Consider the following 26,994-nt stretch of genomic DNA (forward strand, 5'->3'; position numbering starts at 1 on the left):
CGGCGTCTTCGCCGCTGTATGGTCGAGCTTTCGCCAAGATCATCACGAAAGTTTCCGATTGTTTCACTTTCGCGGAACCGTAGCGTCGGTTTGCGACTTTGCCAGCCAGTTCCGAATACGGGAACGGATCGCCTTTCCCCCGAGCGCGATCCCACAACGCAAAGAGGAAACCGCCATGCTTCGCACCAAACTGCTTGCCGCCACCGCCGTCGCCACCCTGATGGCCGCGCCCGCCCTGGCCCAGGAGGCCACGCCTCCGGCCCAGACCACGGTCCCGGAAGCCACGACCTCCAGCACGCCGCAGACCATGCCCGCCCCGGCCCAGGCCGCGCCCCAGGCGGCGCCGCAAGCCGAAACCGAAACGCCCGCCGCCGGCGAGACCGTCGTGGACGTGCTGCGCGCCAGCGGCCAGTTCTCGACCCTGCTGAGCGCGCTGGACCAGGCGCAGCTGACCGAGACCCTGTCGACGCGTCCGGCCATCTCGATCTTCGCGCCGACCGACGCGGCCTTCGCCGCCCTGCCGGAAGCCGAGCGCACCCGCCTCATGGACCCGGCCAACGCCAATGAGCTGCGTCAGGTGCTGCTGTACCACGTGATCGTCGCCGACGTGACGCCCGACCAGATCGAGGGCCGCAAGGGCGGCGTGCCCACCGCCTCCGAGGCGCAGATCCTGCTGGACGGCACCGGCGAGGCCATCAGGGCCGACGGCGCCACGGTGGTCAGCGCCGAGCTGGACGCCTCCAACGGCGCGGTCTTCCCGATCGACAAGGTGCTGAACCCGGCCCAGTCGATGGCGGCCATGGGCGACGAGGAAAGCGCGACCGCCACCGAGGCGGGCGAAACCTCTGGCGACGACGCGGCCGCGACCGAGACCACCACCCCGGCCGAGCCGGGCATGACGGCGCCGAACGGCCAGCCGGCCGCGACCGCCACGACGGTCGCCTCGCCCCCGGTCGCCAACCCGACCGACGGCCAGATGGACAGCGCCGCCGACCCGGCCGTGAACCCCTCGGCCACCCCGCCGGTCCAGACCCCCGATGCGGTCGACGGCGATCAGGAAGGCGACCCGACCCCGCAGTAAGGCGTCGGACGGCCTTCGCCCCTTGTCGGGGCGAGTTGAAGCGGAAGGCGGCGGGCCCTATGGTCCGCCGTCTTTTTTCTGAGCCTTCCCCGAGCCCGACTTGACCGCTTCGACTGAACCGCTCGCGTTTCAGGACCTGATCCTGACGCTGCACCGCTACTGGGGCGACCAGGGGTGCGCCATCCTGCAGCCCTACGACATCGAGGTCGGGGCCGGCACCCTGCACCCGGCGACCGTGCTGCGCGCCCTGGGACGCAAGCCCTGGAAGGCCGCCTACGTCCAGCCCAGCCGCCGCCCCGGCGACGGCCGCTATGGCGAGAACCCCAACCGGCTGCAGCACTATTACCAGTATCAAGTCATCCTGAAGCCGAACCCGGACGACCTCCAGGCGCTGTATCTGGGGTCGCTGGAAGCCATCGGCATCGATCCGAAACTGCACGACATCCGCTTCGTCGAGGACGACTGGGAGAACCCGACGGTCGGGGCCTGGGGCCTGGGCTGGGAAGTCTGGTGCGACGGGATGGAGGTGACGCAGTTCACCTATTTCCAGGGCGTCGGCGGCATCGAGGTGGACGTGGTGTCGGGCGAGCTGACCTATGGCCTGGAACGCCTGGCCATGTACGTCCAGGGCGTCGACAACGTCTATGACCTGAAGTTCAACAAGGACGGCCTGACCTATGGCGAGGTCTTCCTGGAGAACGAGCGCCAGCAGTCGGAAGCCAACTTCCACGGCTATGACGTCGATGGGCTGAAGCGCCGGTTCGAGGACATGGAGCGCGAGGCCGCGCACCTGCTGACCATGAAGGGGCCGCAGGGCCAGCCGCTGGTCCTGCCCGCCTATGACCAGGTGCTGAAGGCGTCGCACCTGTTCAACCTGATGGACGCCCGCGGCGCCATCGCCGTGGCCGAACGCCAGAGCTACATCGGCCGCATCCGCGACCTGTGCAAGGCGTGCGCCCTGGCGCAGGTCGAGCAGGAACGGGCCGAGGCATGATTTCCCGTTCCGCCCATCTCGGCGAAGGCCGGGATCCGGTCGTGTCGCACGGCGCGATGTCCGGGATGGCGGTTGAAGACCACACGGCGCCGTTGGCGCGCCCAAAGCGCTGGGTCCCGGCTTTCGCCGGGATGAGCGGACAGACTTGAGACCCCGATGCCCCAACTCCTCCTCGAAATCTTCTCCGAAGAAATCCCCGCCCGCATGCAGCCGGGCGCCGCGCGCGACCTGGAGCGGATGGCGTCCGATCGCCTGAAGGCCGCCGGCCTGACCTGGGACGCGCTGACGACCTACGCCGGCCCGCGCCGCCTGACCCTGGTGGTCGACGGCCTGCCCGCCGCCACGCCCGACCGTTCCGAAGAGGTGAAGGGGCCCAAGGTCTCGGCCCCGCCCCAGGCGCTGGAAGGCTTCCTGAGAAAGACCGGCCTGACGCGCGAGCAGCTGGTCGAGCGCGACGGCGTGCTGTTCGCGGTCATCAGCAGCCAGGGCCGCGCCACGCCGGACCTGATCCCCGAGATGGTCGACCAGATCGTGCGGGCCTTCCCCTGGCCCAAGTCGATGCGCTGGGGCACGGGAAGCCTGCGCTGGGTGCGGCCGATCAAGCGCATCCTGTGCGTCTTCGACGGCAAGGTGGTTCCGTTCGAGATCGACGGCATTGCGTCCGATGCGATCACCGAGGGCCACCGCTTCCTGGGCTCGGGCCAGCCGCTGAAGGTCAGCGACTTCGTCGACTATCGCCAGCAGTTGGAGCGGAACTTCGTCCTGCTGGACATGGCCGACCGCAAGCTGCGCATCCTGGAACAGGCCAAGGCCGCCTGCGCCGCGCGGGGGCTCACCCTGGTCGACGACGACGGCCTGCTGGACGAGGTGGCGGGCCTGGCCGAATGGCCGACGCCGATCCTGGGCGACATGGACCCGCAGTTCCTGTCGTTGCCGCCCGAAGTCGTGCGCCTGTCGATGAAGGTGCACCAGAAGTATTTCGCCGTGCGCGATCCGGCCCGGGACGGGCTGGCGCCGAACTTCGTCGTGGTGGCCAATGTCGAGGCGACCGACGGCGGCAAGGCCCTGGCGGCCGGCAACAGCCGCGTGCTGAGCGCGCGCCTGAACGACGCCCGCTTCTTCTGGGACGAGGACCAGAAGGTGGGCTTCGACGCCTGGCTGAAGAAGCTGGAAGGCGTCACCTTCCACGCCAAGCTGGGGACCATGGCCGAGCGCGTCGCGCGCATCGCCGCCCTGGCCCGCGAGATCGCTCCCCTGGTCGGCGCCGACCCGAACCAGGCCGAACAGGCCGCGCGCCTGGCCAAGGCCGACCTGGCCAGCGGCATGGTCGGCGAGTTCCCGGAGCTTCAGGGGATCATGGGCGGCTATTACGCCCGCCTGGCCGGCCGGCCCGACGCCGTCGCCGACGCCGTCCGCGACCACTACAAGCCGCAGGGACCGGCCGACACCGTCCCGACCGCGCCGGTCACGGTCGCCGTCGCCCTGGCCGACAAGCTGGACACGCTGGTCGGCTTCTTCGCCATCGACGAGAAGCCCACGGGGTCGAAGGACCCCTATGCGCTTCGCCGCGCGGCGCTGGGCGTGATCCGGCTCATTCTTGAGAATGATGTCCGCTTCGGCGACTTCGAAACTCGACTGCAGGATTGGCTGGCGACTTACTACGCTGAGGAGCGAGCGCTGCCGGGCTATCCAGCCTCGGAAGCGCACGACTTGGCAAAACTGAGTAAGCGTCCCGAAGTGGCGGGAATGCCGTGGGTGAGCGCGAAGTACGGCGCCGATGGGGTCGTATATGCTGTCACCGCCTACACCTCTCCCAAGCAGGTGCTTGAATTTTTCGCCGACCGCCTGACCGTCCTCCTGCGCGACCAGGGCCAGCGCCACGATCTCGTCGCCGCCGTCTTCGCCCTGGGCGACGACGATCTCGTGCGTATCGTCCGCCGCGTCGAGGCCTTGGCCGCCTTCCTCGCCACCGACGACGGGGCGAACCTGTTGGCGGGCTACAAGCGCGCCTCCAACATCCTGCGCGCCGAGGAGAAGAAGGGGCCGCTGCCGACCGGCATGGTCCGGACCGGCCTGCCGAACCAACCGGAGGAAGAGGTCGCCCTGGCCTTCGCCGTCGGCGCCGCTCGGACGGCGGTGGAGACGGCGCTGGACACGGAGGACTTCGCCGCCGCCATGTCGGCCCTTGCGGGTCTGCGCGCGCCCGTGGACGCCTTCTTCGAGGCGGTGCTGGTCAACTCGGACGTGGCCGAGGAGCGCGAGAACCGGCTGAAGCTGCTGGGTCAGGTCCGCGACGTGATGGGCCAGGTCGCCGACTTCGGCCAGATCGCGGGCTAGTCGCTTTCGTCATTCCGGGTGCGCCCTGCGGCTGCCCGGAATGACGAGGATTTCACACCCGCCCCGTCACCGGAACCAGCGCCCCCGTCATCGCCCGGCTTTCCGGCGAGGCCAGGAACAGGATGACGGCGGCCAGGTCGGCCGGCGCCACCCACTGGGCAGGATCGGCGTCGGGCATGTCCTTGCGGTTGGCCGGCGTGTCGATGATCGACGGCAGGACGGCGTTGACCGTCACCGAAGTCGCCTTCAGCTCCTCCGCCAGGGCCTGGGTCAGGGCGTGCACCCCCGTCTTGGCCGCGCCATAGGCCCCCATGCCCGCGCCCGGCTTCAGCGCGGCGGCCGAGCCGACGTTGACGATCCGGCCTTCGTCCGACGCCTTCAGATAGGGCAGGGCGGCGCGGCTGGCGTTCAGGGCGGTGGTCACGTTCAGGGCGTGCATCCGGTCCCAGGCGGGCTCGGCGTCGTCGGTGGTCTGCCAGACGAAGCCGCCGGCGATGTTCAGCAGGGCGTCCAGCCGCCCGAAGCGGCCGATGACGGCGGCGATCGCATGGCCCGCCTGCGCCGGATCGGTCAGGTCGACGCCGCCGACCTCCAGCACGCCGTCGGGCGCGGAACGGCCCCGGGCGTGGTCGATCACGGCGACCTTCAGCCCGCCGGCCAGCGCCGCCTGCAGCACCGCGCGGCCCAGCGCCCCGTGTCCGCCCGTAATGGCGACGACCCGATCCGTCATGTGCGTTCTCCTTCGGCCGCGATCCTAGAGCGGGCGGCCGTGGGATCAACCGGCGGCGAACACCTTGCCCATCAACCGCTCCAGCGCCTGGGCGTCCGTCGCGTCGAAGGCGGCCTTGGTCGTCGCGTCCACGTCGAAGACGGCGATCAGCGCGCCTGAGGCGTCCAGAACCGGCACGACGATCTCGCTGGCCGAGCGGCTGTCGCAGGCGATGTGGCCGGGAAAGGCGTGCACGTCCTCGACGACCTGCGTCGTCTTCGTGGCCGCCGCTGCGCCGCACACCCCCGCCCGAAAGGCGATCCGCAGGCAGCCCAGCGTGCCCTGGTACGGCCCCACCACCAGCTCGTCCGCCTTGTCCGGCGCCACGACATAGAAGCCGGTCCAGAAGAAATCGTCGAACGCGTCCGCCAGCATGGACGACACCGTGGCCATGCGCGCCGTCACGTTCGGCTCGCCCTCCAGCACCGCCAGGATCTCGGCCTCGGCCTCGGCGTAGCGGGCGGCCTTGTCGGCGGGGCGGTCGTCGCGGGCGACATAGGACATCACGGGTCTCCTTCGCGGCCGCATATAGGGCCGGAACCGGACGATGCGAAGGGCCGTCCGACCGACTGACGATATCGCTCGCCGCGCGAAAAAGCGGCGCTAAAGAGCGGACGATGGATGAGTTGTTCCGCAGCGAGAACCTGGTCGTGCGCCGCGTCCCGGCCCAGGATCAGAGCCGCTGGGTCGTGACGTTCGACAACTACAGCATCGGCCACGGCTTCGACCGCGAGGGCTTCGGAGAGGCGTTCCTCAAGCAATACGGCGTTTCGGCCATCCACGTGATGGGCCAGCGCGAGGACTGGTACCAGTATCCCGACATGGAGGCGGCCCTGGCCGCCGTGCGCGCGGCGACCGCGGGCGCGACGCGGGTGATGACCTATGGGTCGAGCATGGGGGCCTATGCGGCCATCCGCTTCGCCGACCGGGCCGGCGCCCATGCCGCCCTGGCCCTTTCGCCGCAGTATTCCATCGATCCCGCCAAGGCCCCGTTCGAAAAGCGCTGGCCGGCGGATGGGCGGCGCATCCAGTGGCGGGCCGAGTTGGACGGGCCGATAACCTCCGCCATTCGACCGGTCGTGGTCTATGATCCCGCCAGCGACGACCGCCTGCACCGCGACCTGATCGTGCGCGACATCGACATCGACGAGATCGCCCTGCCGTACAGCGGCCACCCGGCGGCGACCTATATGTTGGAGGTCGGGCTGCTGGTTTCGCTGGTGTTCGGCGTGCTGGAAGGCACGGCGGATGTCCGCACCTTCCAGCGAGAGGGGCGTCAGAGACGCCGGGGCAGCACGGCCTATCTGTGCCACCTGGCCGAACGGCAGCCGGCGTCGCGCCAGGCGACGGCCATCGCCCTGGCGCGCCGCGCGGTCGAGCAGAACCCCGACAGCGCCATCGCCGGCGTGACGCTGGCGCGGCTTCTGACGGCGGCGGGACGGCATGAAGAGGCGCTGGACCTGCATCGCCGGAACATCGAACTGACGTCCCGGTACTTCATCTACCTGGTCGCCTACGCCGACGCCCTGGCCGCCGCCAAGGATCCGGAGGGGGCGCTGGCGGTCGCGCGCGAGGTCATGGCCGAGGTCGAGATGCAGCGCATGCCCCACCTGAACGGCTGGCTGGGGCTGATCGCCTGGTCGGCCGGCGAACGCGACGAAGCGATCGCGGCCCTGACGCGCGCGGTGGAGCTCGATCCCGCGAACATGGGCTATCGTCGGCGTTTGCGGGACTATCGCGCATCCGCCGGCGGCGTCCGTGCGCGGGCGTCCGCCCTTCTGGATCGCACCTGGGCGTGGCTGGGCGGTCAGCGCGGCTAGATCACGCCGCTCGGGCGGGCGTCGAGGTCGGCGCGAACCTGGGCTACTACACCGTGGCCATGGCGCGCCGCGTCGGGTCGGATGGCCCGGTGACCGCGCTGGAAGCCAATCCGCGCCTGGTCGGCCTGCTGCGCCGCTCGGTCGACCTGAACGCCTATAACGGGCGCGTCCGCGTCCTCGACCAGGCGGCGGCCGATGCGCCGGGCCGCCTCAGCTTCGTGACCAGCCGCCGTCATTCCGGGGGCGGCCATACCCGCGTCGTCGAGAGCGCGATCGGCGCCGAGACCGAGGTGATCGACGTCGAATCCGTGCGGCTGGACGACCTGGGCCTCGCGCGCGCGGACTTCATCCGACTGGATGCGGAGGGCTCCGAGCCCCTGATCCTGCGCGGCGCCGCGCGGCTGCTGCAAAACCCGGACATCGTCGTGTGTCTGGAATGGAGCGCGATCCAGATGCAGTGCCGCGCCTCCATGCCCGAGTTCGTCGGCTGGCTGGCGGGGCAGGGCTTCCGCTTCTGGAAGATCGAGGAAACGGCCGCGCTGACGCCGATGGAGGCGCACCAGATGATCGACTTGAACGGCTGCGACGTGGTCATGAGCCGGCGGCCGGTGAAGATACGGCCGATGCGTCCCGCCTACTGATCGCCGCGCTGCACGATCAGGCCGATCGATGTCGCGGCGAAGCCGGCGAGGGCGACCTTGACGTGGGGTTGGGGCTTGTAGGGCGGGACGTCGTAATAGACGTCCAGCGGCTCGTCGCCCGGGTTCCAGTCGATGACCGCCATCCTGTGGCCCTTGGCCGCCAGCCGCTGGGCCAGCGCTTCGAGGTCGCGCCGGCGGAACAGGACGGTCTCCATGTGGTCCACGGTCGCAACGTCGGACGACAGGTTGAACTCGGTCGTGTGGATGGCCCAGCCGCCCGGCTTCAGGCATTCGACCGACCGCTCGATGAAGGCCAGACCCTTTTCGATCGACCCCAGATGTTCCAGCGCGCAGGCCGACCAGCAGAAGTCGAAATCGACCAGGTCGGCGGGCACCGCGTTCATGTCGCACTCTCGGAATGAGACATTGCGGTCGAACAGCGCGTCGGGACACACCGCCGGCCGGCGCAGGGATTCCTTGCCGTGGGCGTGCTGAAGGGTGTCGACCCACCCCATCTCGACGGCGCCGTCCAACGCCAGGTCCGTCGCCACGACCGCCACGTCCTGCGAGGCGAAGAAGGCCGGCAGCGGCTCCAGACCGACCCCGAACCCCAGCGCGCGGGCTCCTGTCCGAACCGCCCCCGCTCCCACAAGGCCTGGGCGATGAAGACGAATTCCCAAAGCTTGCGGTGATAGCGGAGCGAATCCCCAGTCGGCCGGTCCAGTAGGAGAAATAGGGCGCGCGAAAGGACTCCTGGCGGCACAGCGCGCCGCCCGGAAACGCCCGTTCGCCCGGCGCCGCGTTCGGAATCAGGGGCGGCTGCCCCTTCCACTGTTCGACCGGCGGCAGCGCCAGCGCGTCCAGGATCAGGCGGGTCTCGCGCTTGTGCTCGGCGAAATCGACCTCCAGGCGGGCGAGCGCGCGTTCCATCCGCGTGATGCGGCCGGGCAGCCGGTTCAGTTGTCTGAAAAATCCGTCGAGACGACGGAAGGCGTCGGCAAGGCCCGTCAAGTTCAAACTCCCTCCGCGGCGGCTATCGTCTCCGACCGAGGCTCAAGCCGACAGCCTCTACCCGTCCAACCGACGCGCGAAAAGAGGGGGCTCGTCCCTGTGGGGACGAATCGAGAACGGCTGCGATTCGCAGAAGAGGCGATCCGGCGTCCGAAAAGCTGACCTTACGCGTCGAGCCGGTAACCCACGCCAGGCTCCGTCAGCAGCAGCGCCGGATGCGCCGGATCCGTCTCCAGCTTCTGCCTCAACTGACCGACGACCACCCGCAGGTACTGGGTGTCGTTCGCGTGCGCCCCGCCCCAGACGGCGGTCAGCAGGTCCCCGTGGCCGACGACCTTGCCGCGGTGGCGGGCCAGATGGGCGAGGACGTCGAACTCCTTGGGGGTCAGCCTGACGACCTCGCCGGCGCGGCGGACGCGGCGATGGTCGAGGTCGATGGAGACCTGGCCGGCGTCGATCGGACCAAGAGCGTCCGGGGTCGAGGCGCGCAGGCTGACCCGCAGGCGGGCCAGCAGTTCGCCGACGCCGAACGGCTTTTCGACATAGTCGTTGGCGCCCAGGTCGAGGGCGGCGATCTTCTCGGCCTCCCGGTCGCGGGCGGACAGGACGATGATCGGGCCGGCGTAGAACTCGCGAGCGCGCGCGAGGACGGCCTTGCCGTCCATGTCCGGCAGGCCGAGGTCCAGCACCACGGCGTCGGGCGACCACAGGGCGACGCCGCGAAGGCCTTCCTGGCCGCTGTCGGCGCGCCTGGGCTCGTATCCCGCCGCGTCCAGGGCCGGCGACAGGAAGCGGTGGATCTGGGGTTCGTCGTCGATGACGAGGATGACGGGACGGACGGCGGACATGGTCTGTCTATAGCAGGTCGCGGTGGGTCGCGATGGCCTTGGGCAGGCTGATCAGGATGCGCGTGCCGTGGCCGTCGACGATGGGGCTGGCGGCGGCGATGCGACCGCCCATGGCCTCGACGAAGCCCTTGGAGATCGCAAGGCCGAGGCCCGCGCCCTTGGAGCGGTCGGTCGGCTCCTCCATGCGGCGGAACTTGTCGAAGACCCGCTCCAGTTCGGCGGTGGGGATGCCCTTGCCCTCGTCCTCGATCGAGATGACGACCGAGCCGCGATCCTCATAGGCGGCCAGTTCGATGGTCGAGCCGTCGGGACTGTAGGCGATCGCGTTCTCCAGGATGTTGACCACCGCCTGTTCCAGAAGCCCCTGGTCCAGCATGACGAGGCTGAGCTGGGCCGGGAAGTCGCGCGTCGTTCGGCGGTTTTCCAGCCGACGCGACACCCGCTGGGCGGCGGCGTTCAGGACATCGCGCACATCGACCCAATCGGAGCGGACGTTCAGCCCCCCGCCCTCCAGCCGCGTCATGTCCAGCAGGTCGCCGACGTAGCGGTTCAGCCGCTCGGCCTCCTCGCGGATGCTGAGCATCAGGTCGTCGCGCACTTCGGGCTTCAGGGTGTCGCCATAGTCGATCAGGGTGGTCGAGGCGCCCAGCACGGTGGACAGGGGCGTGCGCAGGTCGTGGCTGACCGAGTTCATCAGGGCGCCCCGGAAACGGTCGGCGCGGCGCAGGCTCTCGGTCTCGACCGCCTCGCCCGCCAGGCGGGCGCGTTCGAGGGCGACGGCGCCCTGGTCGAGCAGGGCGATCGCCAGCCGTTCCTCGTCCGAGCCGGGCGCCAAGGCCTCGGCCTCCACTCCGGCCACGCCCGCGCGGCCGCGAACCCCCTGCAGCGGCCTGAAGGTCCAGGGCGTGTTGGGCAGGGTGCCGGTCCCGTGGCCGGCGGGCTCGCCGTGTTCCCAGGCCCAACGGGCGGCGGCCATGGCGGCCGAGCCCAGGGTCTCGGCATGAGGCGCGCTGGCGGCCAGCGTGAGGTCGTCGCCCTGGGGAAGGAGGACGACGGCCTTTGCTCCTGCGGCGGCGGCGGTCTGCTCGGCCAGGACGCGCGCGGTCTCCGTCACGCCGTCCGCGTCCGTCAGGGTCTGGCTGGCGGCCAGCAGGGCCGAGACGGCGGAGGCCCGCCTCTGCGCGCGCCGCGCCTGCTCCTTCACCCGCCCGGCCAGATAGCCGGTGACGAGCGCGACGGCCCAGAAGACCAGAAGCGTCAGGATGTCCGTCGGCGAACCGATGGCGAAGCTGTAGCGCGGCTGAAGAAACAGGAAGTTGTACACCAGGAAGGCCGCCGTCGCGGCGGCCAGGGCCGGACGCAGGCCGTAGAGCACGCCGGCCGCCAGAACCGCCGACAGATAGACGACGCCCAGATCCACCCGCTCGAACGACTGGTCCAGCGCCAGGGCGAGCGCCGTCGCAATCCCGACGAACCCCACCCCGATGGCGTAGCCGGCCAGATCGGTCGCCTTCAGCGGACGCCGGGCGGGCGGTTCCGCAGCCTCGACCGCGCGGTCGGTCACGATGTGAATGGCGACGCCGCGTGACATCCTCAGCAGTTCGGCGGCCAGAGACCGCCCCAGCAGCTCGCGCAGCCGGTTGTCCCGACGCTTGCCCAGGACGATCTGGGTCACATTGTTCTGGTGGGCGTAATCCATCACCGCCCGCACCACGTCGTCGCCGCTCAGCACCACCGTTCGCGCGCCCAGCTGCTCGGCCAGCTTGAGGGCCTCGGCGAGCCGCGCCGCCCGCGCGGCGCCGGATGACGAGGCGCTGGGCCGGTCGACGTGAGCCACGGTCCAGGGCGCGTCCATCATCATGTCGGACAGCCGGCGGCCGGTCCGCACCAGTTCCGCCGCCATGCCGTCCCCGCCGATCAGGACGACAATGCGCTCGCCCGCCGCCCAGGGGCCCTGCACCCCCTTTTCGCGCAGGGTGGCGACCAGGTGATCGTCCACCGTCTGGGCCGCGCGGCGCAGGGCCATCTCCCGCAGGGCCGTCAGGTTCTCGACCTTGAAGAAGTTCTCGGACGCCAGGCGAGCGGTTTCGGGGACATAGACCTTGCCCTCGGCGAGACGCTTGCGCAGCTCCTCGGGGGTGATGTCGATCACCTCGATGTCGTCGGCCTTCGAAAGGACGCCGTCCGGCACAGTCTCGCGCTGGCGCACGCCCGTGATCCTCAGGACCACGTCGGAGAGGCTTTCCAGGTGCTGGACGTTCAGCGTGGTCCAGACATCGACGCCTGCGGCCAGGATTTCCTCCACGTCCTGCCATCGCTTTGGATGGCGCGAGCCCGGGACGTTGGAGTGGGCGTATTCGTCGACCAGCAGCAATCCAGGCCGCCGCGCCAGGGCGCCGTCGATGTCGAACTCCATCAGGGTCCGCGACTTGTGTCGATCGGCTGGCGCGCCATCACCTCCAGCCCGCGCAGCAGGCTCTCGGTCTCGCGTCGGCCGTGGGTCTCGACGACGCCGACGACGACATCGTCGCCCTCGGCCTTCCGGCGGCGGGCGGCGCGCAGCATCTCGTAGGTCTTGCCGACCCCCGGGGACATGCCCAGAAACACCTTCAGCCGGCCTCGCTTGCGGGAGGCCGGCTTCAGGGGATCGGTGCGGGAAGGCTCCGGCAAGCTCAGCTCGCCGGGACGCGCGCGTCCAGCGCCCGGTTGGTCAGCAGCACATTCACGTGCGGTTGACCGATGAAGCCGAGCAGAGCCCCGTCCGTATGCTGGTCGATCACGTTCTGGACCTCCTGGACGGGCACGCCGCGCGCCGCCGCGATGCGCGCGGCCTGAAGCCGAGCGTAGGCCGGCGAGATGTCCGGGTCGAGGCCCGAGGCCGAGGCCGTCACCGCATCGGCGGCGATGGCGCCGGGTCCGTCCTCGGCGCGGATGTTCCGGGCCTCCTCCGCCACGCGGGCGGCGAGATCCGCGTTCAACGGCCCCAGGTTCGAGCCGGACGATCCGGCGGCGTCATAGCCGTCGCCGGCCGCCGAGGGGCGCGGATGCAGATAGGCGGCGCCGGCGAACGGCTGGCCGATCAGGGCCGAGCCGATCACCTGGCCGTCGGCGTTTCGGATCAGGCTGCCGTTGGCCTGATCCGGGAAGACGGCCTGGGCGACGCCGGTCACCGCCAGCGGATAGGCGAGACCGAGCAGCAGGGTGAAGAGGGCGACCATCACGATCGCGGGGCGGATCGAGCGCAGCATCAGAAGGTCGCCTTCAGGCTGGCCACGGCGCGGCCGCCATAGGCGTCGCCAAGGTCGTGTTCGTCGGTGTCGTGATAGCGCACGTCGATCGCCAGGGCGTCGGTCAGGGCGAAGGCCGCGCCCAGGTTCCAGGTCGTGTAGTCCAGGTCGGAGGACACGAACTGCCGGCCCACCGCGCCCGAGACGGTCCAGCGGTCCGCGGGGCTGAAGGCGGCGTTGGCCTCGACATAGGTCGCCTCGTCCTCGGCCGCGCCGAAGAAGTCAGGCGACCAGTACAGGGCGGCGCCGACCGTGGCCGGGCCGATGGCGCGCGAGGCGGCGGCCTTCAGCTCGATGTAGTCGTAGTCCAGCGCGCCGGGCTCGTCGTACAGATAGCCGACCCCGCCGAAATCCCAGTCGAAGCCGGCGAACTGCGGGCGGACGCCCGCATAGAGGTCGGCTTCGATCCCGGTGTCGTCATCCCCGGCGAAGGAGACGTTCGACGCCCAGGCGCCGGCGTAGACGGCGCCGTTGGTCAGATCGACACCGGCCGAGATCGCCGCGTCCTCCTCGGTCTGACTGACGCCCCGGAAGACGTAGTCCGAGGCGACGGCGACGTTGGCGGACCACCGGGGGCCCTCGGCCTCCTGGGCGTCGGCATGGTTGGCGACGCCCCAGATCACCAGGGCGATCAGGCCGGAGCCGGCGAACCAGACGTCGTTCCGGCCAGAGCCCCTGTAAGGCGGTTTGCGGGTCATGGAGTGTGCTTTCATGAGAGGGATGTCGGTCACGCCAGGCCCAGCCCGGAGACGACCAGATCGATCAGCTTGATGCCGACGAAGGGGGCGATCAGGCCCCCCAGGCCGTAGATCAGCAGGTTGCGGCCCAGCAGCTTTCCCGCCCCCACGGCGCGGTACTTGACCCCGCGCAGGGCCAGCGGAATCAGGGCCACGATGACCAGGGCGTTGAAGATCACCGCCGACAGGATGGCGCTTTCGGGGCTGTGCAGCCCCATGACGTTCAGCGCGCCAAGCGCCGGCAGGCCGACCACGAACATCGCCGGAATGATGGCGAAATACTTGGCCACGTCGTTGGCGATGGAGAAGGTGGTCAGGGCGCCGCGCGTGATCAGCAGCTGTTTGCCGACCTCGACGATCTCGATGACCTTGGTGGGGTCTGAGTCGAGGTCGACCATGTTGCCGGCCTCGCGCGCGGCCTGGGCGCCGGTCTGCATGGCCACGCCGACGTCGGCCTGGGCCAGGGCGGGCGCATCGTTGGCGCCGTCGCCGCACATGGCGACCAGCCGACCCTTGGCCTGTTCCTCGCGGATCAGCCGCAGCTTGTCCTCGGGCGTCGCTTCGGCCAGGTAGTCGTCCACCCCGGCCTCCGAGGCGATGGCGGCGGCCGTGACCGGGTTGTCGCCGGTGATCATGACGGTGCGCAGCCCCATCCGGCGCAGGTCGGCGAACCGCTCCTTCACGCCCGGCTTGACGACATCCTTCAGGTGGATGACCCCGACCAGGGCGCCGTTCTCGGTGACCGCCAGCGGCGTGCCCCCTGAACGGGCGATGCGGTCGACGGCCTGACGGAACTCCGCCGGAGCCTGCCCTTCGGACAGATCCAGCGCCTTCAGCACCGCATCGACGGCGCCCTTGCGCCAGCTCTGGCCGTCCGCATCCACGCCCGACTGGCGCGTGACGGCGGAGAACGGAATGGCCTTGGCGCCGTCGGGCAGGACCGGCGACAGCCCGGCGTTGCGGCCCAGTTCGATGATCGAGCGGCCTTCCGGCGTCTCGTCGGCCAGCGAGCCCATGACGGCGGCGCGCAGGGCCGTTTCGGGCCGGACGCCGGGAACCGGGATGACCTCGGTCGCCATGCGGTTGCCGAAGGTGATGGTGCCGGTCTTGTCCAGCAGCAGGGTGTCCACGTCGCCCGAGGCCTCGACCGCCCGGCCCGAGGTGGCCAGGACGTTGACCTTCAGCAGCCGGTCCATGCCCGCGATGCCGACCGCGCTGAGCAGGCCGCCGATGGTCGTCGGGATCAGGGTGATGAACAGGGCGCCCAGCACGATGGGGTCCAGTTCGACCCCGGAATAGGCGCCCAGGCCCAGCAGCGTCACGACCGCGATCAGGAAGACCAGCGTCAGGCCGGCCAGCAGGACCGACAGGGCCAGTTCGTTCGGCGTCTTGCGGCGGTTCGCGCCCTCGACCATGGCGATCATCCGGTCGAGGAAGGTCGCGCCGGGCGCGGAGGTGATGCGGACCTTGATCCAGTCGGACACCACCGTGGTGCCGCCGGTCACGGCCGAGCGGTCGCCGCCGGCCTCGCGGATCACGGGCGCGCTCTCGCCGGTGATGGCCGCTTCGTTGACCGAGGCCACGCCCTCGACGATCTCGCCGTCCGAGGCGATGACGTCGCCGGCTTCGACGAGGATGATCGAACCGACCTGCAGTTCGTGCGCGGGCGTCGGGACGACCGTGCCGGTTTGGGGATCGACGATCAGCTTGGCCTTGGTCGTCACGCGGGTGGCGCGCAGGCTGTCCGCCGCCGCCTTGCCCCGCCCTTCGGCGACGCTTTCGGCGACGTTGGCGAACAGGACGGTGGCCCACAGCCACAGCGCCAATTGAATGGCGAAACCGGCCGGCTGGCCGCCCGCCACGGCGGCGACCGCCGAGATCGAGGCCAGCAGGGCCGTGACCCAGGTGACGAAGATCACCGGATTACGCAGCAGGTGCGCGGGGTTCAGCTTGACGAAGGCCTCGCCCAGGGCGCGGCCGATCATGGCGCCCGTCAGGCCGCCGGCGAGCGACGTCTGGCGGGGCTTTTCGCCCGGCATGTCGGGGTTTGCGAATGTCATGACGCGATGTCCGGTTCAGACCCCGGCCGGACCGGCGAGCATCTGGAAATGCTCGACGATCGGACCCAGGGCCAGGGCGGGGAAGAACTGCAGCCCGCCCAGGATGAGGATGACGCCGATCAGCAGGCCGACGAACAGCGGCCCGTGGGTCGGCAGGGTGCCGGCGGACGGCGCCAGCTTCGGCTTGGCGACGAGCGAGCCGGCGATGGCCAGCACCGCGACGGCGGGCGCGAACCGGCCGAGCAGCATGCCGAGGCCGAGCGTCGTGTTCCACCAGGGCGCATTGGCGGTCAGGCCCGCGAAGGCCGAGCCGTTGTTCGCCGCCGCCGAGGTGTAGGCGTAGAGAATCTCGGACAGGCCGTGCGGACCGGGGTTCAACAGTCCGGCCAGCGCCGTCGGGAACACCGCCGCCACCGCGCCGAAGCCCAGGATGGCCAGCGGCAGGACCAGAACGGCCACCATGGCGAACTGGATTTCGCGCGCCTCGATCTTCTTGCCCAGGTATTCCGGCGTCCGCCCGACCATCAGCCCGGCCACGAACACCGCCAGCATGGCCATGACGACCATGATCGCGAGGCCAGAGCCTATGCCGCCAGGCAGGATCTCGCCCAGCTGCATCAGGAACATCTGCAGGCCGCCCGACAGCGGCATATAGCTGGCGTGCATGGAGTTGACCGAGCCGTTGGACGCGCCGGTCGTCTGAACCGCCCATGCGACGGACGACGGCACGCCGAAGCGGACCTCCTTGCCCTCCATATTGACCGGCTGCTGGATCCCGGCGGCGACCAGGGCCGGCGCGGGCTGGCTCTCGGCGGCGTAGAGGCCGGCGGCGCATGCGGCCAACAGCACGAAGGCGGCGACGACGAGCGCGCGCACGTCCTTCTTCGCAAGCACGCTGCGGCCGAAGGCGAAGAAGGCCGCCCAGCCGAGCACATTGATGGAAATGGCGGTGATCAGATTGGTCAGGGCCGAGGGGTTCTCGAACGGGTGGGCGGAGTTGACGTTGAAGATCCCGCCGCCGTTGACGCCCAACTGCTTGATCGCCAGTTGCGAGGCGGTCGGGAACAGCGACAGGGTCTGCTGTCCGCCCTCCATGCCCATGGCGGCGACCGAGGCGGACAGGCTCTGCACCACGCCCAGCCCCGCCAGCACCAGCGCCAGGATCAGCGAGGCCGGCAACAGGAGGTACAGCGTCGTCCGGGTCATGTCGGCCCAGAAGTTGCCGACGCCCTCGCCGCGATTGGCGACAAACGCCCGCGCCAGGGCGGCCGCGATGGCCGCGCCCGTGGCGGCGGACAGGAAGTTCTGCACCGTCAAGCCGGCCATCTGGGTCAGGGTCGACATCGTCGTCTCCCCGCCATAGCTCTGCCAGTTGGTGTTGGTGACGAAGCTGACGGCGGTGTTGAACGCCAGATGCGGAGACAGGCCCCCGAACCCCTGCGGGTTCAACGGCAGGCCGCCTTGCAGGCGCAGCAGCGCATAGAGGGCCAGGAAGCCGACGAGGTTGAACGCCAGCAGGGCGCCGGCGTAGCCCAGCCAACCCTGGCTGCGCGTCGGGTCGACGCCGGACGCCTTGTAGAAGACGCCCTCGACCGGACGCAGCACCGGGTCGAGCCAGGTGCGCTCGCCGTTCCAGACGCGCGACAGATAGATTCCCAGCGGCCATCCGATCAGCACGGACAGGCCCAGCGTCAGGGCGATCTCGCCCCAGCCTTGAATGGTCATGGACGCGGCTCCCTCAGAACCGCTCGGGCCGCAGCAGCGCCGCGACCATATAGATGGCGACGACGACCGCGCCGGCGCCCCACAGGATGCTGACGATCATCGTCACACCCGCTTCAGCAGAACGGCGAGCGCGGCGAACGCGAGAAACGCGCCGCCGCCGATCGCCAGAAACATCACATCGGCCATGCCGATCGCCTCCGACTTGTTGGAGACGTCAGATGCTCACCGACCGACGTAAGGGCGCCATTCGAGTTCGGCCCGCGCGCATAAGGAAAACATAAGCCGGCGGATCGCCCGGCTGCACCTCGGCTCGATCGGGGCTTCGGGCCTTGTCGTCTCTGGTAGGCCCGGAGGGACTCGAACCCCCAACCAGACCGTTATGAGCGGTCGGCTCTAACCATTGAGCTACAGGCCCCCGAGACGAGGAGGTTCGGCCTAGCAGGGGCGGGCGGTCACGCCAAGGGGCGGGGCGGTTTCGGGGGAATCGGTCGATGAACGGAACCTGACAGGGCGCGTCGGGCGTTCATTCAGGCGCAAACGGCCAAGGTGCGCCCGTGGACGGCGCCAGGCCGGCCGGATCGACCTCACGGAGACCTTCATGACCCGCACCCTGAACGCCCTGATCAAGCCGGCCGCCCTGGCGGGCGCGGCCGTGGTCGCCGTGGCCCTGGCCGCCGGCGCGCCGCCCGCCATGGCCCAGACCCCCCAAGCGATGACCCCCATGCAGCCCGCGCCCTCCCTGAACCTGTCGGCCTTCGGCGAGGTCAAGACCGCGCCCGACATGGCCACCATCACCTTCGGCGTCCAGACCGAGGCGCCCGCCGCCGAGGCCGCCATGCGCGCCAACGCCGAGCGGATGAACCAGGTCATGGCCGCCCTGCGCCGCGCCGGGATCGCCGAGCGCCACGTCCAGACGTCGGGCCTGAACCTGTCGGCCCAGTACGATTATCAAGAGAACCAGCCGCCCAAGCTGCGCGGCTATCAGGCCGTCAACCGGGTGACGGTGCGGATCGAGGACCTGTCCAAGGTCGGTGCGACGGCCGACGCGGTGGTCGCCGCCGGCGTCAACCAGATCGACGGCATCGGCTTCGGCCTGAAGGACCCGACCACGGCCGAGAACGAGGCGCGGCGCCTGGCCGTGCGCGCCCTGCAGGAAAAGGCCGCCCTCTACGCCCAGGCCCTGGGCGTCCAGCTGGGCGGCGTGCGCAGCCTGAGCGAGGGCGGCGGCTATGCGCCCCCGCCGCCGATGCCGATGTACGCCCGCGCCGCGTCGCTGCAGGCGGCGGATTCCAGCCCGGTCTCGGGCGGCGAACTGTCGGTGCGGATCGACATCACGGGCGTCTATGACATCGCGCGCTGAGGTTTGAGCGCTTGACGCCGGCCCCCGTCGTTGCTCCGCTGGCTGCGGGGCGCGACGGGGGGATTGGGCGGTTGACCGACGCCAGACTGGAGATCGCCGCCGGCTTCGCCACCCTGCAGGGGCCGAAGGCGGACAATCAGGATTTCGGCGGGGTGCATCTGGGCTCGCCCGTCGAACGGCGCGAGCACGGCGTCGTGGCCGTCGTCGCCGACGGCGTGTCCGGTTCCAAGGCCGGCCGCACGGCGGCAGAGCTGGCGACCCGCAGCTTCATCGACGGCTATCTGGACCAGAATCCGCTGAACGGCATCGCCGCCAACGGAATCAAGGCCCTGCGCGGCTTCAACCGCTGGCTCCACGCCAAGGGGCGGTCCGATCCGGCCATGACGGCGGCGGCCACCACCTTCACCGCCCTGGTGCTGAGGGGGCGCGAGGCGACGGCCCTGCACGTCGGCGACAGCCGCGCCTGGCATTTCCGCGACGGCGTGCTGACGCGGCTGACCGAGGATCACACCCGCGCGGTCGAGGGGCTGAACCACGTGCTCTATCGCGCCGTGGGCATCGAGGCGGACGTCAAGCTGGACGTGCGCCACGTCGGCCTGGCGCCCCACGACCGGCTGATGCTGACCACCGACGGGGTGCACGGCGTGCTGGACGAGGCGGCCCTGGCGCGGCTGCTGGGCCGCCGCGCCTCGCCCGACGCGGACGCCAAGGCGGTGCTGGCCGAGGTCGAGGCGGTCGGGGCGCGCGACAACGCCACGGTCATCGTCATCGACGTGATCCGGACCGGGGCGCCGGACTGGGAGGCGATCACCGCCGAGGCCGAGGGCCTGCAGGTCCAGCCGCCCCCCGACGCCGGGGCGACCGTGGACGGTTTCGCGCTGCAGCGGCTGATCGCGGACGGCCGCTACACCCGCCTGTTCCTGGCGCGCGACGCCGCCGGCGACCTGGGGCAGGTGGTGCTGAAGTTCCCCAAGACCGCCGTGGTCTCGGCGCGCGGCGCGCGACTGGCGTTCCTGCGCGAGGCCTTCATCGGCCGCCGCATCGACAGCCCGTTCGTGGGCAAGGTGCTGACGCTGGAAGCCGGCCGCCAGAGCCGCCTCTACATCGCCCAGCCCTTCTACGCCGGCCGCACCCTGCACGCGCGCCTGGCCGACGACGGCCCGCCCGAGATCGCCGAGGGGGTGGAGACGGCGCTGCGCCTGGCCCGCGCCGTGGCGGCCCTGCACCGCGCGGGGGTGATCCACCGCGACATCAAGCCGGACAATGTGATCCTGGAGGCGAACGGCGGGCTCAAGCTGGTGGACCTGGGGGTCGCGCGCCTGCGCCAGGCCGAGGAGTTCGCCGAGGCCGAGGCGCCGGGCACCAACGGCTACAAGGCGCCCGAGATGTATCGCGGCGAGGCCGGATCGCCCGCCACCGACCAGTTCGCCCTGGGCGTCACCCTGTACCGCCTGTTCACCCGGACCTATCCGTGGGGCGCGGTCGATCCCGAGGACGCGCCGCGCTTCGACCGCACGCCGACGCCCGCCGGCCGCCATCGCCCGGACATGCCCGCCTGGCTGGAGGCGGCCATCATGCGGGCCGTCTCCCTGGACCCCGGCGACCGCTTCGAGGATGTGGAGGAGCTGGTCCATGTCCTGGAAACCGGCAGCGCCGTCGCCGCCCCGCCGCCCCGGCCGTTGTCGCTGATCGAACGCGACCCGGTGCGCTTCTGGCAGGGCGTGTGCCTGCTGCTGGTCCTTGCGCTGCTGGTCTCGCTGGCCACGCGATAGGCGACCCTACGCAGCGAACGGACGATTGGATGCTGCGGCGTTTAGCGGCGGGGGCATGGGGGAACGCGCCGGTTCGGACGCGCCTTGTGGCGGATGCGGGCCGCCTGTCCGCGCGGCAAGAAGGACCTCGCCATGATCAAGACAGCCTCATGCGCCCTGGCGCTGGCGCTCGTCGCCTCTCCCGCCCTGGCCCAGTCGACCCCGGACTGGACCGGCCCCTACATCGGAATCTTCGGCGGCTACGGCCAGGCCAACGACGACGAGGACGAACGTCTGGGGTTCGACCGCAACCTTGACGGCGTCTATGGCGAGACCGTCGCCACGGCCGCCGGCGCCGACGCCTTCAGCCCCGGTTTCTGCGACGGCGCCGCCAACAGTTCGGTGGCGGCGGACGGATGCGACAGCGACAAGGGGGCCCCGGAAGCGGGGGTGCGGGTCGGCTACGACTGGCAGTTCGGCGCCTTCGTCGTCGGCGGCCTAGCCGAATACAGCGTGACGGACATGGAGGACCGGGTGACCGGCTTCTCGACCACCCCGGCCTACTACACCTTCGAGCGCGAACTGGACAGCCTGGCGGCGGTGCGGGCGCGGATCGGCTACGCCATGGGGCCGGCCCTGATCTACGGCACGGGCGGCTACGCCTACGGCACGTTCGACAACGCCTTCACCACCAGCAATCGCGCCAACAGCTTCAACACGACCCAGGATTCGGACGACGGCGACGGCTGGCAGGCCGGCGGCGGGGTGGAATACGCCCTGGGGCGCGGCCTGACGGTGACCGGCGAATACCTCTACACCTCGCTGGACGTGGACAGCCCGGTGGTGCGGGTCGGTCCCGGCTCGGCGCCGGCCAGCAATCCCTTCATCCTGCCGCCGAACACGACCGGCACGGACATGATCCGCTCGAACGACAAGTTCGGCGCGCATCATGTGCGCATCGGCATGAGCTATCGGTTCTGAGCCTTGTTCGGTCGGGCCGTCAGGCCCGGCCGCCCTGGCTGGACAGCATGGCCGCGTCCACGCCCATCCGGGCCAGGGCGCGGTTCCATTTCGTGTCGTGCTCGCCGTCGAAGATCAGGTCCATGTCGGCGTCGACCGTCAGCCAGACGTTTTCGGCCAGCTCTTCCTCCAACTGGCCCTCGCCCCAGCCGGCGTAGCCCAGCAGCAGGGTCGAGCGGCGCGGGCCGGACACGGCGTCGGTCATGGCCGCCAGCGCCTCGCGCGTGCCGGTCATGGCCAGGCCGTCGCCGAACGGCAGGCTGTCGTCGCCGACCATCCAGTCGTCGGTGTGCAGGACGAAGCCGCGCTCGCGCTCGACCGGCCCGCCCATCAGCACGACGCGCCCGGCCGCCTGGTCGGGCGCCGGCTGGTCCAGCTTGTCCAGGACCGTCTTCAGGTCGACGCCCGGCGCGGGACGATCCAGGCGCAGACCCATCGCATGGTCCGCGCCGTGGGCGCAGATCAGGATCACCGCGTGTTCGAACCGGGCGTCGCCGATGCCGGGCATGGCGACCAGGAGACGGCCCGTCAGGGAGGAGGCGTCGGTCATGGTCTTATCATCGGGTGCGAAACGGGCCGGCGCAAGGCGCATCGGCGCTTGCGGTCGCGGCCGGCGTGTCTATGTGTCGCGCACGCTGTTCCCTTTCCCCCATCCCCTGCGGAGACCTTCCATGACCATCCAGATCGGCGATCGCATTCCCGCCGCGACCCTGGCCCAGGCGACCGCCGACGGCCCCAAGCCCGTCTCCACCGCCGAGATCTTCAACGGCAAGACCGTGGCCCTGTTCGCCGTGCCCGGCGCCTTCACCCCGACCTGTTCGGCGCGCCACCTGCCGGGCTTCAAGGACCATCTGCAGGACATCCGCGACAAGGGCGTGGACACGGTCGCCTGCACCTCGGTCAACGACGCCTTCGTGATGAAGGCCTGGGCCGACAGCCAGGGGATCGACGACGATTCCATCGTCATGCTGGCCGACGGCAACGGCGAGCTGACGCGCGCCCCTGGGCCTGGTGCTGGACGGCTCGGGCTTCGGCCTGGGCGAGCGCTCGCAGCGCTATTCCATGCTGGTCAAGGACGGGACCGTGACCCAGCTGAACATCGAGCAGGGCGGCGAGTTCAAGGTGTCCTCGGCCGAGCACCTGATCGCCCAGCTCTGATCTCTTCGTCGGTCCAGGCTCAAGCAGCGCAGCGGTAGCCTGGACCGGGGAACCATGACCACCGACGTCTTCAGCCCGGAGAAGCGCAGCGCCGTCATGCGGCGCGTGAAAGGCCGCGACACCGGGCCGGAGCGGGCGGTGCGCCGGATGCTGCGCGCGGCCGGGATCGGTTATCGGCTGGGCGGCCAGGGGCTGCCCGGCCGGCCCGACGTGGTGATGAAGGGGCGGCGCACGGCCGTGTTCGTCCACGGCTGCTTCTGGCACGGCCACGACTGCCCGCGCGGCGCGCGAAAGCCGAAAGCCAACGCCGACTACTGGCTGGCCAAGATCGCGCGCAACCGCGCCCGCGACGATCGCGCCGTCGCCGAACTCGAGGCGGCGGGCTGGCGCGTCCTGATCGTCTGGGAATGCGAGATGCGCGCGCCCGACTTCGCCGAACGGCTGGTGGCGCGGGTTCGGGATCAGGCCGCGGCCTGATCCCCGTCGGCCTGAGCCTCGCCGCCCTGCGTTTCCTCCAGCACGTGCTGCAGCGCGCCCAGCAGGGCGGGCGGCGTCAGCGGCTTGGGCACGAAATAGGCCATGCCCGCGGCCTGGCAGGCGGCGATGTCCTCGGGGGCGGTGTCGGCGGTGACGGCGACCACGGGCGTCGCGGCGTTGGGTCCGCCCTCGGCGCGCAGGCGGCGGGTGGTCTCGCGTCCGTCCAGTTCGGGCATCCGCACGTCCATGAAGATGAGGTCGAACACCGTCTCGCGGCACCGGTCCAGGGCGGCCAGGCCGTCCGCGGCGGCGACGATGTCGCAGCCCAGCGGCTGGAGGATCAGCTGCACCGCGCGGCGGTTGATGTCGTGGTCGTCGACCACCAGCAGGCGCAGCGGCCGATCCTCGTCGTCGGCCTGGGCCGCGAGCGGCGGTTCGGGCTCGACCCGCGCGGGCGCCGGGGCAGGGGCAGGGGCGGGGGCGATGGGTGCGGTCCGCACGGGGGCAGGGCGGGCCGACCCGGCCTCGGGCGCGCGGCGTTCGGCCAGGACGCGCGCCACCGCCAGCCGGCTGTCGTCCAGGGTCGGCGCCGTCGCCGTCGCCACGGCGTCGGCGCGCGGCAGGAACAGGGAGACGGTGAAGCGGGCGCCCTGGCCGGGCGCGCTTCGCGCGGTCAGCCGGCCGCCCATCAGCTCGATCAGGTTGCGGCTGATCGACAGTCCCAGGCCCGACCCGCCGTGGGCGGCGCCCACGCCGTCGGCGGTCTGGTCGAACGGCTTGAACAGGCGGCCCAGCTGGTCGGACGTCATGCCCGGACCGGTGTCGGCCACCTCGATCAGCAGGGCGTAGCCGGACGGCTCCTCGCTCCAGGCGTTCAGCCGCAGGGTCACGTCGCCCTGGGCGGTGAACTTCACCGCGTTCGACATCAGGTTGTTCAGCACCTGGCGCAGACGCATGGCGTCGCCCCGGACGCCGGCGGGAATGCGATGCGCGCCTTCGATGCGCAGCCTCAGCCCCTTGGCCTCCACCGCGCCGCGCCACAGGCGCAGGGTCTGGGCCAGCAGGGCGCGCAGGTCGAAGTCGGCGACCTCGACCTTCATCCGGCCCGCCTCGATGCGCGAATGGTCCAGAAGGTCGTCCAGCAGCGACTTCATCATCTGGCCGGCGTCGGTGATCAACTCGGCCTTCTGGCGCACCTGAAGGTCGCCGCCGCGCAGTTCGGCCGCCCCGCTCAGGATGGCGCCGATGGGGGTGCGAAGGTCATGGCCGATCGCGGCCAGGAAGGCGCCCTGTTCGTCCAGCGCCTTGCGCAGCCGCGCCGCGTGGTCTTCGGCCAGCAGCCGATCCTTCTGCTCGCGCGCGCGCGCTCGGCCAGCCCGCGCCAGACGCTCAGGCAGTAGATGACGAAGATGGTCACCGCCGCCGCCGCCGTGACCGCGGTCGCCGGCGGAGCCCCCATCTGCATCAGCAGCAGGGGGAAGGCGGTCATGTAGAGGATCTGCGGCGTGACGGTGCAGGCCAGCACCGTCAGCGAGCGGGGGGCGTTGACCATCGAATAGACCATGGCCGCCGGCAGCATGATCGCCGCCGACACGCCGCCCGCCGGTCCGCCGAACACCCACAGCAGCAGCGACAGCGCGCCGTACAGGCCGGTGTTGGCGAACATGGTCGCCCCGCCCAGGACATGGCGCGCGCGCGACATCGGACACGAGGGGGAGGCGTTGACGGGGCCGAAGACGAAGGCCTCCCAGACCTGGATGGCCATATAGGCGGCGCCCCAGGTCAGGGCGATCGGCCAGCCCACCAGGGGCGTCGCCGCCAGACTGCTGGCCAGGCCCACGGCGACGCGCTGCATCATCGCGCCACGGCGTTGCCGGACGGCGAAAGCCCAGCCGCTGACCGTGTCGCCGCCCGTGGTGTCCGACATTCGTTTCCCCGTTGGCGCAAGGCGCGCGTTTCCAGCCATCTTGGCGGCTTGAGGCTAACGCTCCGTCAACGGCCCGCGCCGACGGCCTCCGAAACGGTGGAAAAGCCGTCCGCGCGCAGCCGGTCCGCCAGGTCGCGCTTGATCCGCTGGACCAGGCCGGGGCCCTCGTAGATCAGGGCGGAATAGACCTGCACCGCCGTCGCGCCCAGGCGGATGCGGCGATAGGCTTCCGCCCCGCTGTCGATCCCGCCGACCGCAACCAGGGGCAGGCGGCCCTGCGCCGCCTCCGCCGCCGCGACCAGGGCCTTTTCGGCGAACGGCCGGATCGGCGCGCCCGACAGGCCCCCGGCCTCCGCCGCGTGGACGGAGCGCAGGGTCGCGGGCCGCTCCAGCGTGGTGTTCGACACGATCAGGGCGTCGATGCGGTGGGCCAGGGCGGCCTCCACGATCATGGCGATCTCGGCGCCGGCCAGATCAGGCGCGATCTTCAGCAAGACGGGCTGGCGCGCGGTCGCCCGGGGCCGGGCGGCGTCGATCCGGCCCAGCAGGTCGTCCAGCTGCGCCCGGCCCTGCAGGGCGCGCAGGCCCGGCGTGTTGGGCGAGGAGATGTTGATGGTGAAATAGTCCGCCAGGCCGTCCAGCCGCTCCAGACCCGCGACATAGTCCGCCGCCTTGTCCTCGGTCTCCTTGTTGGCGCCCAGGTTGGCGCCGACCACCGCCGCCGCCGGCCGCGCCGCCAGCCGGCGGGCGAAGGCCTCCAGCCCGGCGTTGTTGAAGCCCATGCGGTTGATGATCGCCCGGTCCTCGGCCAGGCGGAACAGGCGCGGCTTCGGATTGCCCGGTTGCGGCCGGGGCGTGACCGAGCCGCACTCCACGAAGCCGAAGCCCAGTCGCGACAGGCCCCGCAACGCCTCGCCGTTCTTGTCCAGGCCCGCCGCCAGGCCGACCGGATTGGGCAGGTCCAGGCCGGCCAGCCGCGTGCGCAGGATCGGCGCGTCGGCGGACGCGGCCGGCAGGGGCGCCAGCGCCAGGCCCCGCAGGGCCAGGACGTGGGCCTGCTCCGGGTCCAGGCGGCGCAACAGGGCGGCGCCGGCGTCCATCACGCTCATGCCGGGTCTCCGACCCGCATCGTCCCGTCGGCGTCGACGGTCATGGGGCGGGCCTCGCCCACGGCCGCGACCGGCAGGGGCGAATAGAGGTGCGGGAACAGGTCGCCCCCGCGCGAAGGCTCCCACGCCGGGGCGTCCTCCAGCCGGTCCAGATGCACGCTCAGCAGCATCAGCCCGTCCCGCCCGGCGTAGTGCCGACGCGCCGTCTCGGCCAGCTGCGCCTGGGTCGACAGGTGGATGTAGCCGTCGGCGCGGTCCACCGCCGAACCCTCGTAGCGGCCTTCGGCGACCGCTTGGCGCCATTCGCCCGCGTCGATGATCTTGTAGGCGACCGGGGTCATGCGCCGCCGGTCCGGGGCGTCAGGAAGCCTTCGTAGGCGCAGCGGCCCGCGACATCGACGCTGAAGATCGCCGCCGAGCCGGGCGCGAAACCGCCCGCCAGCCGGTCCAGCACCGCCGGGGAGGCTGCGCTCTCGGTCAGGTATTCGACCGCCAGAAGGTGGACGCCGGGATTGTGGGCCACGATCATCAGGCAGCCGGCCTCTTCCTCGGATCCTTCGACCAGGCCGCGGATGACGTCGGCGCCGGCGTTGTACAGCATGGCCAGGTCGCGCACCTCCACGTCGCCGAAGGCGTCGTGCATCAGGTCCCAGGTCTGACGCGTGCGCGCCGCGGTCGAGACCAGGGCCAGGTCCGGCTTGATCCCGCGTTCGGCCAGGGCCCGGCCCATGGCGCCGGCCTCCGTGCGGCCCTGCGGCGCCAGGGGGCGCGCCTTGTCGCCGCCGCCGGAGGGGGCGGACATCTCGGCCTGGGCGTGGCGCATGAGGATCAGTCGATGCATGGGATCGCCATTAGGGCGCTTCGGGGCGCGGGGCCAGACGC

The 26,994-nt window shown here is 70.9% G+C and carries 24 protein-coding genes, 1 tRNA gene and 2 pseudogenes; 10 read left to right on the forward strand and 17 right to left on the reverse strand.

The window, feature by feature from the left end; translation table 11 throughout:
* Positions 1-175 precede the first annotated feature (175 nt).
* From MU852_RS11725 to glyS, 3 genes are all read left to right on the forward strand, one after another.
* Positions 176-1,081, forward strand: a complete 906-nt coding sequence (locus MU852_RS11725; RefSeq protein WP_249749720.1) for a fasciclin domain-containing protein — start codon at positions 176-178, stop codon at positions 1,079-1,081.
* A gap of 100 nt (positions 1,082-1,181) precedes the next feature.
* Positions 1,182-2,075, forward strand: a complete 894-nt coding sequence (locus MU852_RS11730) for a glycine--tRNA ligase subunit alpha (protein ID WP_249749721.1) — start codon at positions 1,182-1,184, stop codon at positions 2,073-2,075.
* Positions 2,076-2,231: 156 nt separating this feature from the next.
* Positions 2,232-4,412 (forward strand): glycine--tRNA ligase subunit beta, encoded by a 2,181-nt coding sequence (glyS, locus tag MU852_RS11735; protein ID WP_249749722.1) that lies wholly within the window; start codon positions 2,232-2,234, stop codon positions 4,410-4,412.
* Positions 4,413-4,464: 52 nt separating this feature from the next.
* Here the strand turns inward: glyS and MU852_RS11740 are convergent, their stop codons facing one another.
* Complete coding sequence (locus tag MU852_RS11740) at positions 4,465-5,142, reverse strand: SDR family NAD(P)-dependent oxidoreductase (RefSeq protein WP_249749723.1); 678 nt, start codon at positions 5,140-5,142, stop codon at positions 4,465-4,467.
* A gap of 45 nt (positions 5,143-5,187) precedes the next feature.
* A complete protein-coding gene (locus tag MU852_RS11745) occupies positions 5,188-5,685 on the reverse strand; it encodes a GAF domain-containing protein (RefSeq protein WP_249749724.1) in 498 nt (165 codons plus the stop codon).
* A 113-nt stretch (positions 5,686-5,798) separates the two neighbouring features.
* Here MU852_RS11745 and MU852_RS11750 point away from each other — a divergent pair, with 113 nt between their 5' ends.
* Positions 5,799-7,001: a tetratricopeptide repeat protein gene (locus tag MU852_RS11750; RefSeq protein ID WP_249749725.1), complete on the forward strand. Its 1,203-nt coding sequence runs from the start codon at positions 5,799-5,801 to the stop codon at positions 6,999-7,001.
* Positions 6,977-7,642: an FkbM family methyltransferase gene (locus MU852_RS11755; protein ID WP_249749726.1), complete on the forward strand. Its 666-nt coding sequence runs from the start codon at positions 6,977-6,979 to the stop codon at positions 7,640-7,642. Before MU852_RS11750 ends, MU852_RS11755 begins: the two co-directional genes overlap by 25 nt.
* On the opposite strand, the gene MU852_RS11760 is transcribed toward MU852_RS11755, so the two are convergent.
* The 9 genes and pseudogenes from MU852_RS11760 to MU852_RS11800 all read right to left on the reverse strand — a co-directional run bounded on the left by MU852_RS11760 (position 7,636) and on the right by MU852_RS11800 (position 17,725).
* Positions 7,636-8,292, reverse strand: coding sequence for a methyltransferase domain-containing protein (locus tag MU852_RS11760; protein ID WP_249749727.1), 657 nt, complete (start codon positions 8,290-8,292; stop codon positions 7,636-7,638). The two genes, MU852_RS11755 and MU852_RS11760, sit on opposite strands and share 7 nt — an antisense overlap.
* Positions 8,293-8,817: 525 nt before the next feature.
* On the reverse strand, positions 8,818-9,501 hold the full coding sequence (locus MU852_RS11765) for a response regulator (protein ID WP_249749728.1): 684 nt from the start codon (positions 9,499-9,501) through the stop codon (positions 8,818-8,820).
* 7 nt (positions 9,502-9,508) lie between these two features.
* Positions 9,509-12,177 (reverse strand): annotated as a pseudogene (locus MU852_RS11770) (DUF4118 domain-containing protein).
* A complete protein-coding gene (gene kdpC, locus MU852_RS11775; RefSeq protein ID WP_249749729.1) occupies positions 12,174-12,749 on the reverse strand; it encodes a K(+)-transporting ATPase subunit C in 576 nt (191 codons plus the stop codon). The pseudogene MU852_RS11770 and the gene kdpC overlap by 4 nt, the downstream one beginning before the upstream one ends.
* On the reverse strand, positions 12,749-13,486 hold the full coding sequence (locus tag MU852_RS11780) for a TorF family putative porin (protein WP_249749730.1): 738 nt from the start codon (positions 13,484-13,486) through the stop codon (positions 12,749-12,751). Before MU852_RS11780 ends, kdpC begins: the two co-directional genes overlap by 1 nt.
* Before the next feature lie 29 nt (positions 13,487-13,515).
* The gene (kdpB, locus tag MU852_RS11785; RefSeq protein WP_430641224.1) at positions 13,516-15,564 is read right to left on the reverse strand and encodes a potassium-transporting ATPase subunit KdpB; all 2,049 of its coding nucleotides are present in this window, start codon (positions 15,562-15,564) and stop codon (positions 13,516-13,518) included.
* A 36-nt stretch (positions 15,565-15,600) separates the two neighbouring features.
* A complete protein-coding gene (gene kdpA, locus MU852_RS11790) occupies positions 15,601-17,310 on the reverse strand; it encodes a potassium-transporting ATPase subunit KdpA (RefSeq protein ID WP_249749732.1) in 1,710 nt (569 codons plus the stop codon).
* Between the two features lie 13 nt (positions 17,311-17,323).
* Positions 17,324-17,410 carry a potassium-transporting ATPase subunit F gene (locus tag MU852_RS11795; RefSeq protein WP_250202610.1) on the reverse strand — a complete coding sequence of 29 codons (87 nt, stop codon included), beginning with the start codon at positions 17,408-17,410 and terminating at the stop codon, positions 17,324-17,326.
* A 239-nt stretch (positions 17,411-17,649) separates the two neighbouring features.
* Positions 17,650-17,725: transfer RNA gene (locus MU852_RS11800), tRNA-Ile, on the reverse strand.
* 183 nt (positions 17,726-17,908) lie between these two features.
* Between MU852_RS11800 and MU852_RS11805 the strand changes: the two genes are divergently transcribed.
* From MU852_RS11805 to MU852_RS11815, 3 genes are all read left to right on the forward strand, one after another.
* Positions 17,909-18,670 carry an SIMPL domain-containing protein gene (locus MU852_RS11805; RefSeq protein ID WP_249749734.1) on the forward strand — a complete coding sequence of 254 codons (762 nt, stop codon included), beginning with the start codon at positions 17,909-17,911 and terminating at the stop codon, positions 18,668-18,670.
* Positions 18,671-18,741: 71 nt separating this feature from the next.
* Positions 18,742-20,442, forward strand: coding sequence for a bifunctional protein-serine/threonine kinase/phosphatase (locus MU852_RS11810; protein WP_249749735.1), 1,701 nt, complete (start codon positions 18,742-18,744; stop codon positions 20,440-20,442).
* 132 nt (positions 20,443-20,574) lie between these two features.
* Positions 20,575-21,402, forward strand: coding sequence for an outer membrane protein (locus tag MU852_RS11815; RefSeq protein ID WP_249749736.1), 828 nt, complete (start codon positions 20,575-20,577; stop codon positions 21,400-21,402).
* Positions 21,403-21,421: 19 nt separating this feature from the next.
* On the opposite strand, the gene MU852_RS11820 is transcribed toward MU852_RS11815, so the two are convergent.
* Positions 21,422-21,991: a YqgE/AlgH family protein gene (locus tag MU852_RS11820; protein ID WP_249749737.1), complete on the reverse strand. Its 570-nt coding sequence runs from the start codon at positions 21,989-21,991 to the stop codon at positions 21,422-21,424.
* Positions 21,992-22,112: 121 nt separating this feature from the next.
* Here MU852_RS11820 and MU852_RS11825 point away from each other — a divergent pair.
* Positions 22,113-22,599, forward strand: a pseudogene (locus tag MU852_RS11825) (redoxin family protein).
* A gap of 54 nt (positions 22,600-22,653) precedes the next feature.
* Positions 22,654-23,076 carry a very short patch repair endonuclease gene (locus MU852_RS11830; RefSeq protein ID WP_249749738.1) on the forward strand — a complete coding sequence of 141 codons (423 nt, stop codon included), beginning with the start codon at positions 22,654-22,656 and terminating at the stop codon, positions 23,074-23,076.
* Here MU852_RS11830 and MU852_RS11835 read toward each other — a convergent pair.
* The 5 genes from MU852_RS11835 to MU852_RS11855 form a co-directional block, all read right to left on the reverse strand.
* Positions 23,061-24,416, reverse strand: coding sequence for an ATP-binding protein (locus MU852_RS11835; RefSeq protein WP_249751947.1), 1,356 nt, complete (start codon positions 24,414-24,416; stop codon positions 23,061-23,063). The genes MU852_RS11830 and MU852_RS11835 overlap by 16 nt on opposite strands.
* Complete coding sequence (locus tag MU852_RS11840; RefSeq protein ID WP_249749739.1) at positions 24,308-25,003, reverse strand: hypothetical protein; 696 nt, start codon at positions 25,001-25,003, stop codon at positions 24,308-24,310. Before MU852_RS11840 ends, MU852_RS11835 begins: the two co-directional genes overlap by 109 nt.
* A 65-nt stretch (positions 25,004-25,068) precedes the next feature.
* Positions 25,069-26,112 (reverse strand): quinone-dependent dihydroorotate dehydrogenase, encoded by a 1,044-nt coding sequence (locus MU852_RS11845; protein ID WP_249749740.1) that lies wholly within the window; start codon positions 26,110-26,112, stop codon positions 25,069-25,071.
* Positions 26,109-26,453, reverse strand: a complete 345-nt coding sequence (locus tag MU852_RS11850; RefSeq protein ID WP_249749741.1) for a DUF952 domain-containing protein — start codon at positions 26,451-26,453, stop codon at positions 26,109-26,111. The genes MU852_RS11845 and MU852_RS11850 overlap by 4 nt, the downstream gene beginning before the upstream one ends.
* The gene (locus MU852_RS11855; RefSeq protein WP_249749742.1) at positions 26,450-26,953 is read right to left on the reverse strand and encodes a SixA phosphatase family protein; all 504 of its coding nucleotides are present in this window, start codon (positions 26,951-26,953) and stop codon (positions 26,450-26,452) included. Before MU852_RS11855 ends, MU852_RS11850 begins: the two co-directional genes overlap by 4 nt.
* Positions 26,954-26,994 lie beyond the last annotated feature (41 nt).

Origin of the sequence: Brevundimonas albigilva (genome assembly GCF_023503965.1) — a bacterium.
Classification (GTDB): Bacteria; Pseudomonadota; Alphaproteobacteria; order Caulobacterales; family Caulobacteraceae; genus Brevundimonas; species Brevundimonas albigilva.

What these genes read in the sequence shown, in the direction of transcription:
- MU852_RS11725 (WP_249749720.1), top strand. Translation starts at nt 176, where the DNA reads ATGCTTCGCACCAAACTGCTTGCCGCCACCGCCGTCGCCACCCTGATG.
- glyS (WP_249749722.1), top strand. Translation starts at nt 2,232, where the DNA reads ATGCCCCAACTCCTCCTCGAAATCTTCTCCGAAGAAATCCCCGCCCGC.
- MU852_RS11740 (WP_249749723.1), bottom strand. Translation starts at nt 5,142, where the DNA reads ATGACGGATCGGGTCGTCGCCATTACGGGCGGACACGGGGCGCTGGGC.
- MU852_RS11745 (WP_249749724.1), bottom strand. Translation starts at nt 5,685, where the DNA reads ATGTCCTATGTCGCCCGCGACGACCGCCCCGCCGACAAGGCCGCCCGC.
- MU852_RS11750 (WP_249749725.1), top strand. Translation starts at nt 5,799, where the DNA reads ATGGATGAGTTGTTCCGCAGCGAGAACCTGGTCGTGCGCCGCGTCCCG.
- MU852_RS11765 (WP_249749728.1), bottom strand. Translation starts at nt 9,501, where the DNA reads ATGTCCGCCGTCCGTCCCGTCATCCTCGTCATCGACGACGAACCCCAG.
- kdpC (WP_249749729.1), bottom strand. Translation starts at nt 12,749, where the DNA reads ATGCTGCGCTCGATCCGCCCCGCGATCGTGATGGTCGCCCTCTTCACC.
- MU852_RS11780 (WP_249749730.1), bottom strand. Translation starts at nt 13,486, where the DNA reads ATGACCCGCAAACCGCCTTACAGGGGCTCTGGCCGGAACGACGTCTGG.
- kdpB (WP_430641224.1), bottom strand. Translation starts at nt 15,564, where the DNA reads ATGCCGGGCGAAAAGCCCCGCCAGACGTCGCTCGCCGGCGGCCTGACG.
- kdpA (WP_249749732.1), bottom strand. Translation starts at nt 17,310, where the DNA reads ATGACCATTCAAGGCTGGGGCGAGATCGCCCTGACGCTGGGCCTGTCC.
- MU852_RS11795 (WP_250202610.1), bottom strand. Translation starts at nt 17,410, where the DNA reads ATGATCGTCAGCATCCTGTGGGGCGCCGGCGCGGTCGTCGTCGCCATC.
- MU852_RS11805 (WP_249749734.1), top strand. Translation starts at nt 17,909, where the DNA reads ATGACCCGCACCCTGAACGCCCTGATCAAGCCGGCCGCCCTGGCGGGC.
- MU852_RS11815 (WP_249749736.1), top strand. Translation starts at nt 20,575, where the DNA reads ATGATCAAGACAGCCTCATGCGCCCTGGCGCTGGCGCTCGTCGCCTCT.
- MU852_RS11820 (WP_249749737.1), bottom strand. Translation starts at nt 21,991, where the DNA reads ATGACCGACGCCTCCTCCCTGACGGGCCGTCTCCTGGTCGCCATGCCC.
- MU852_RS11830 (WP_249749738.1), top strand. Translation starts at nt 22,654, where the DNA reads ATGACCACCGACGTCTTCAGCCCGGAGAAGCGCAGCGCCGTCATGCGG.
- MU852_RS11840 (WP_249749739.1), bottom strand. Translation starts at nt 25,003, where the DNA reads ATGTCGGACACCACGGGCGGCGACACGGTCAGCGGCTGGGCTTTCGCC.
- MU852_RS11845 (WP_249749740.1), bottom strand. Translation starts at nt 26,112, where the DNA reads ATGAGCGTGATGGACGCCGGCGCCGCCCTGTTGCGCCGCCTGGACCCG.
- MU852_RS11850 (WP_249749741.1), bottom strand. Translation starts at nt 26,453, where the DNA reads ATGACCCCGGTCGCCTACAAGATCATCGACGCGGGCGAATGGCGCCAA.
- MU852_RS11855 (WP_249749742.1), bottom strand. Translation starts at nt 26,953, where the DNA reads ATGCATCGACTGATCCTCATGCGCCACGCCCAGGCCGAGATGTCCGCC.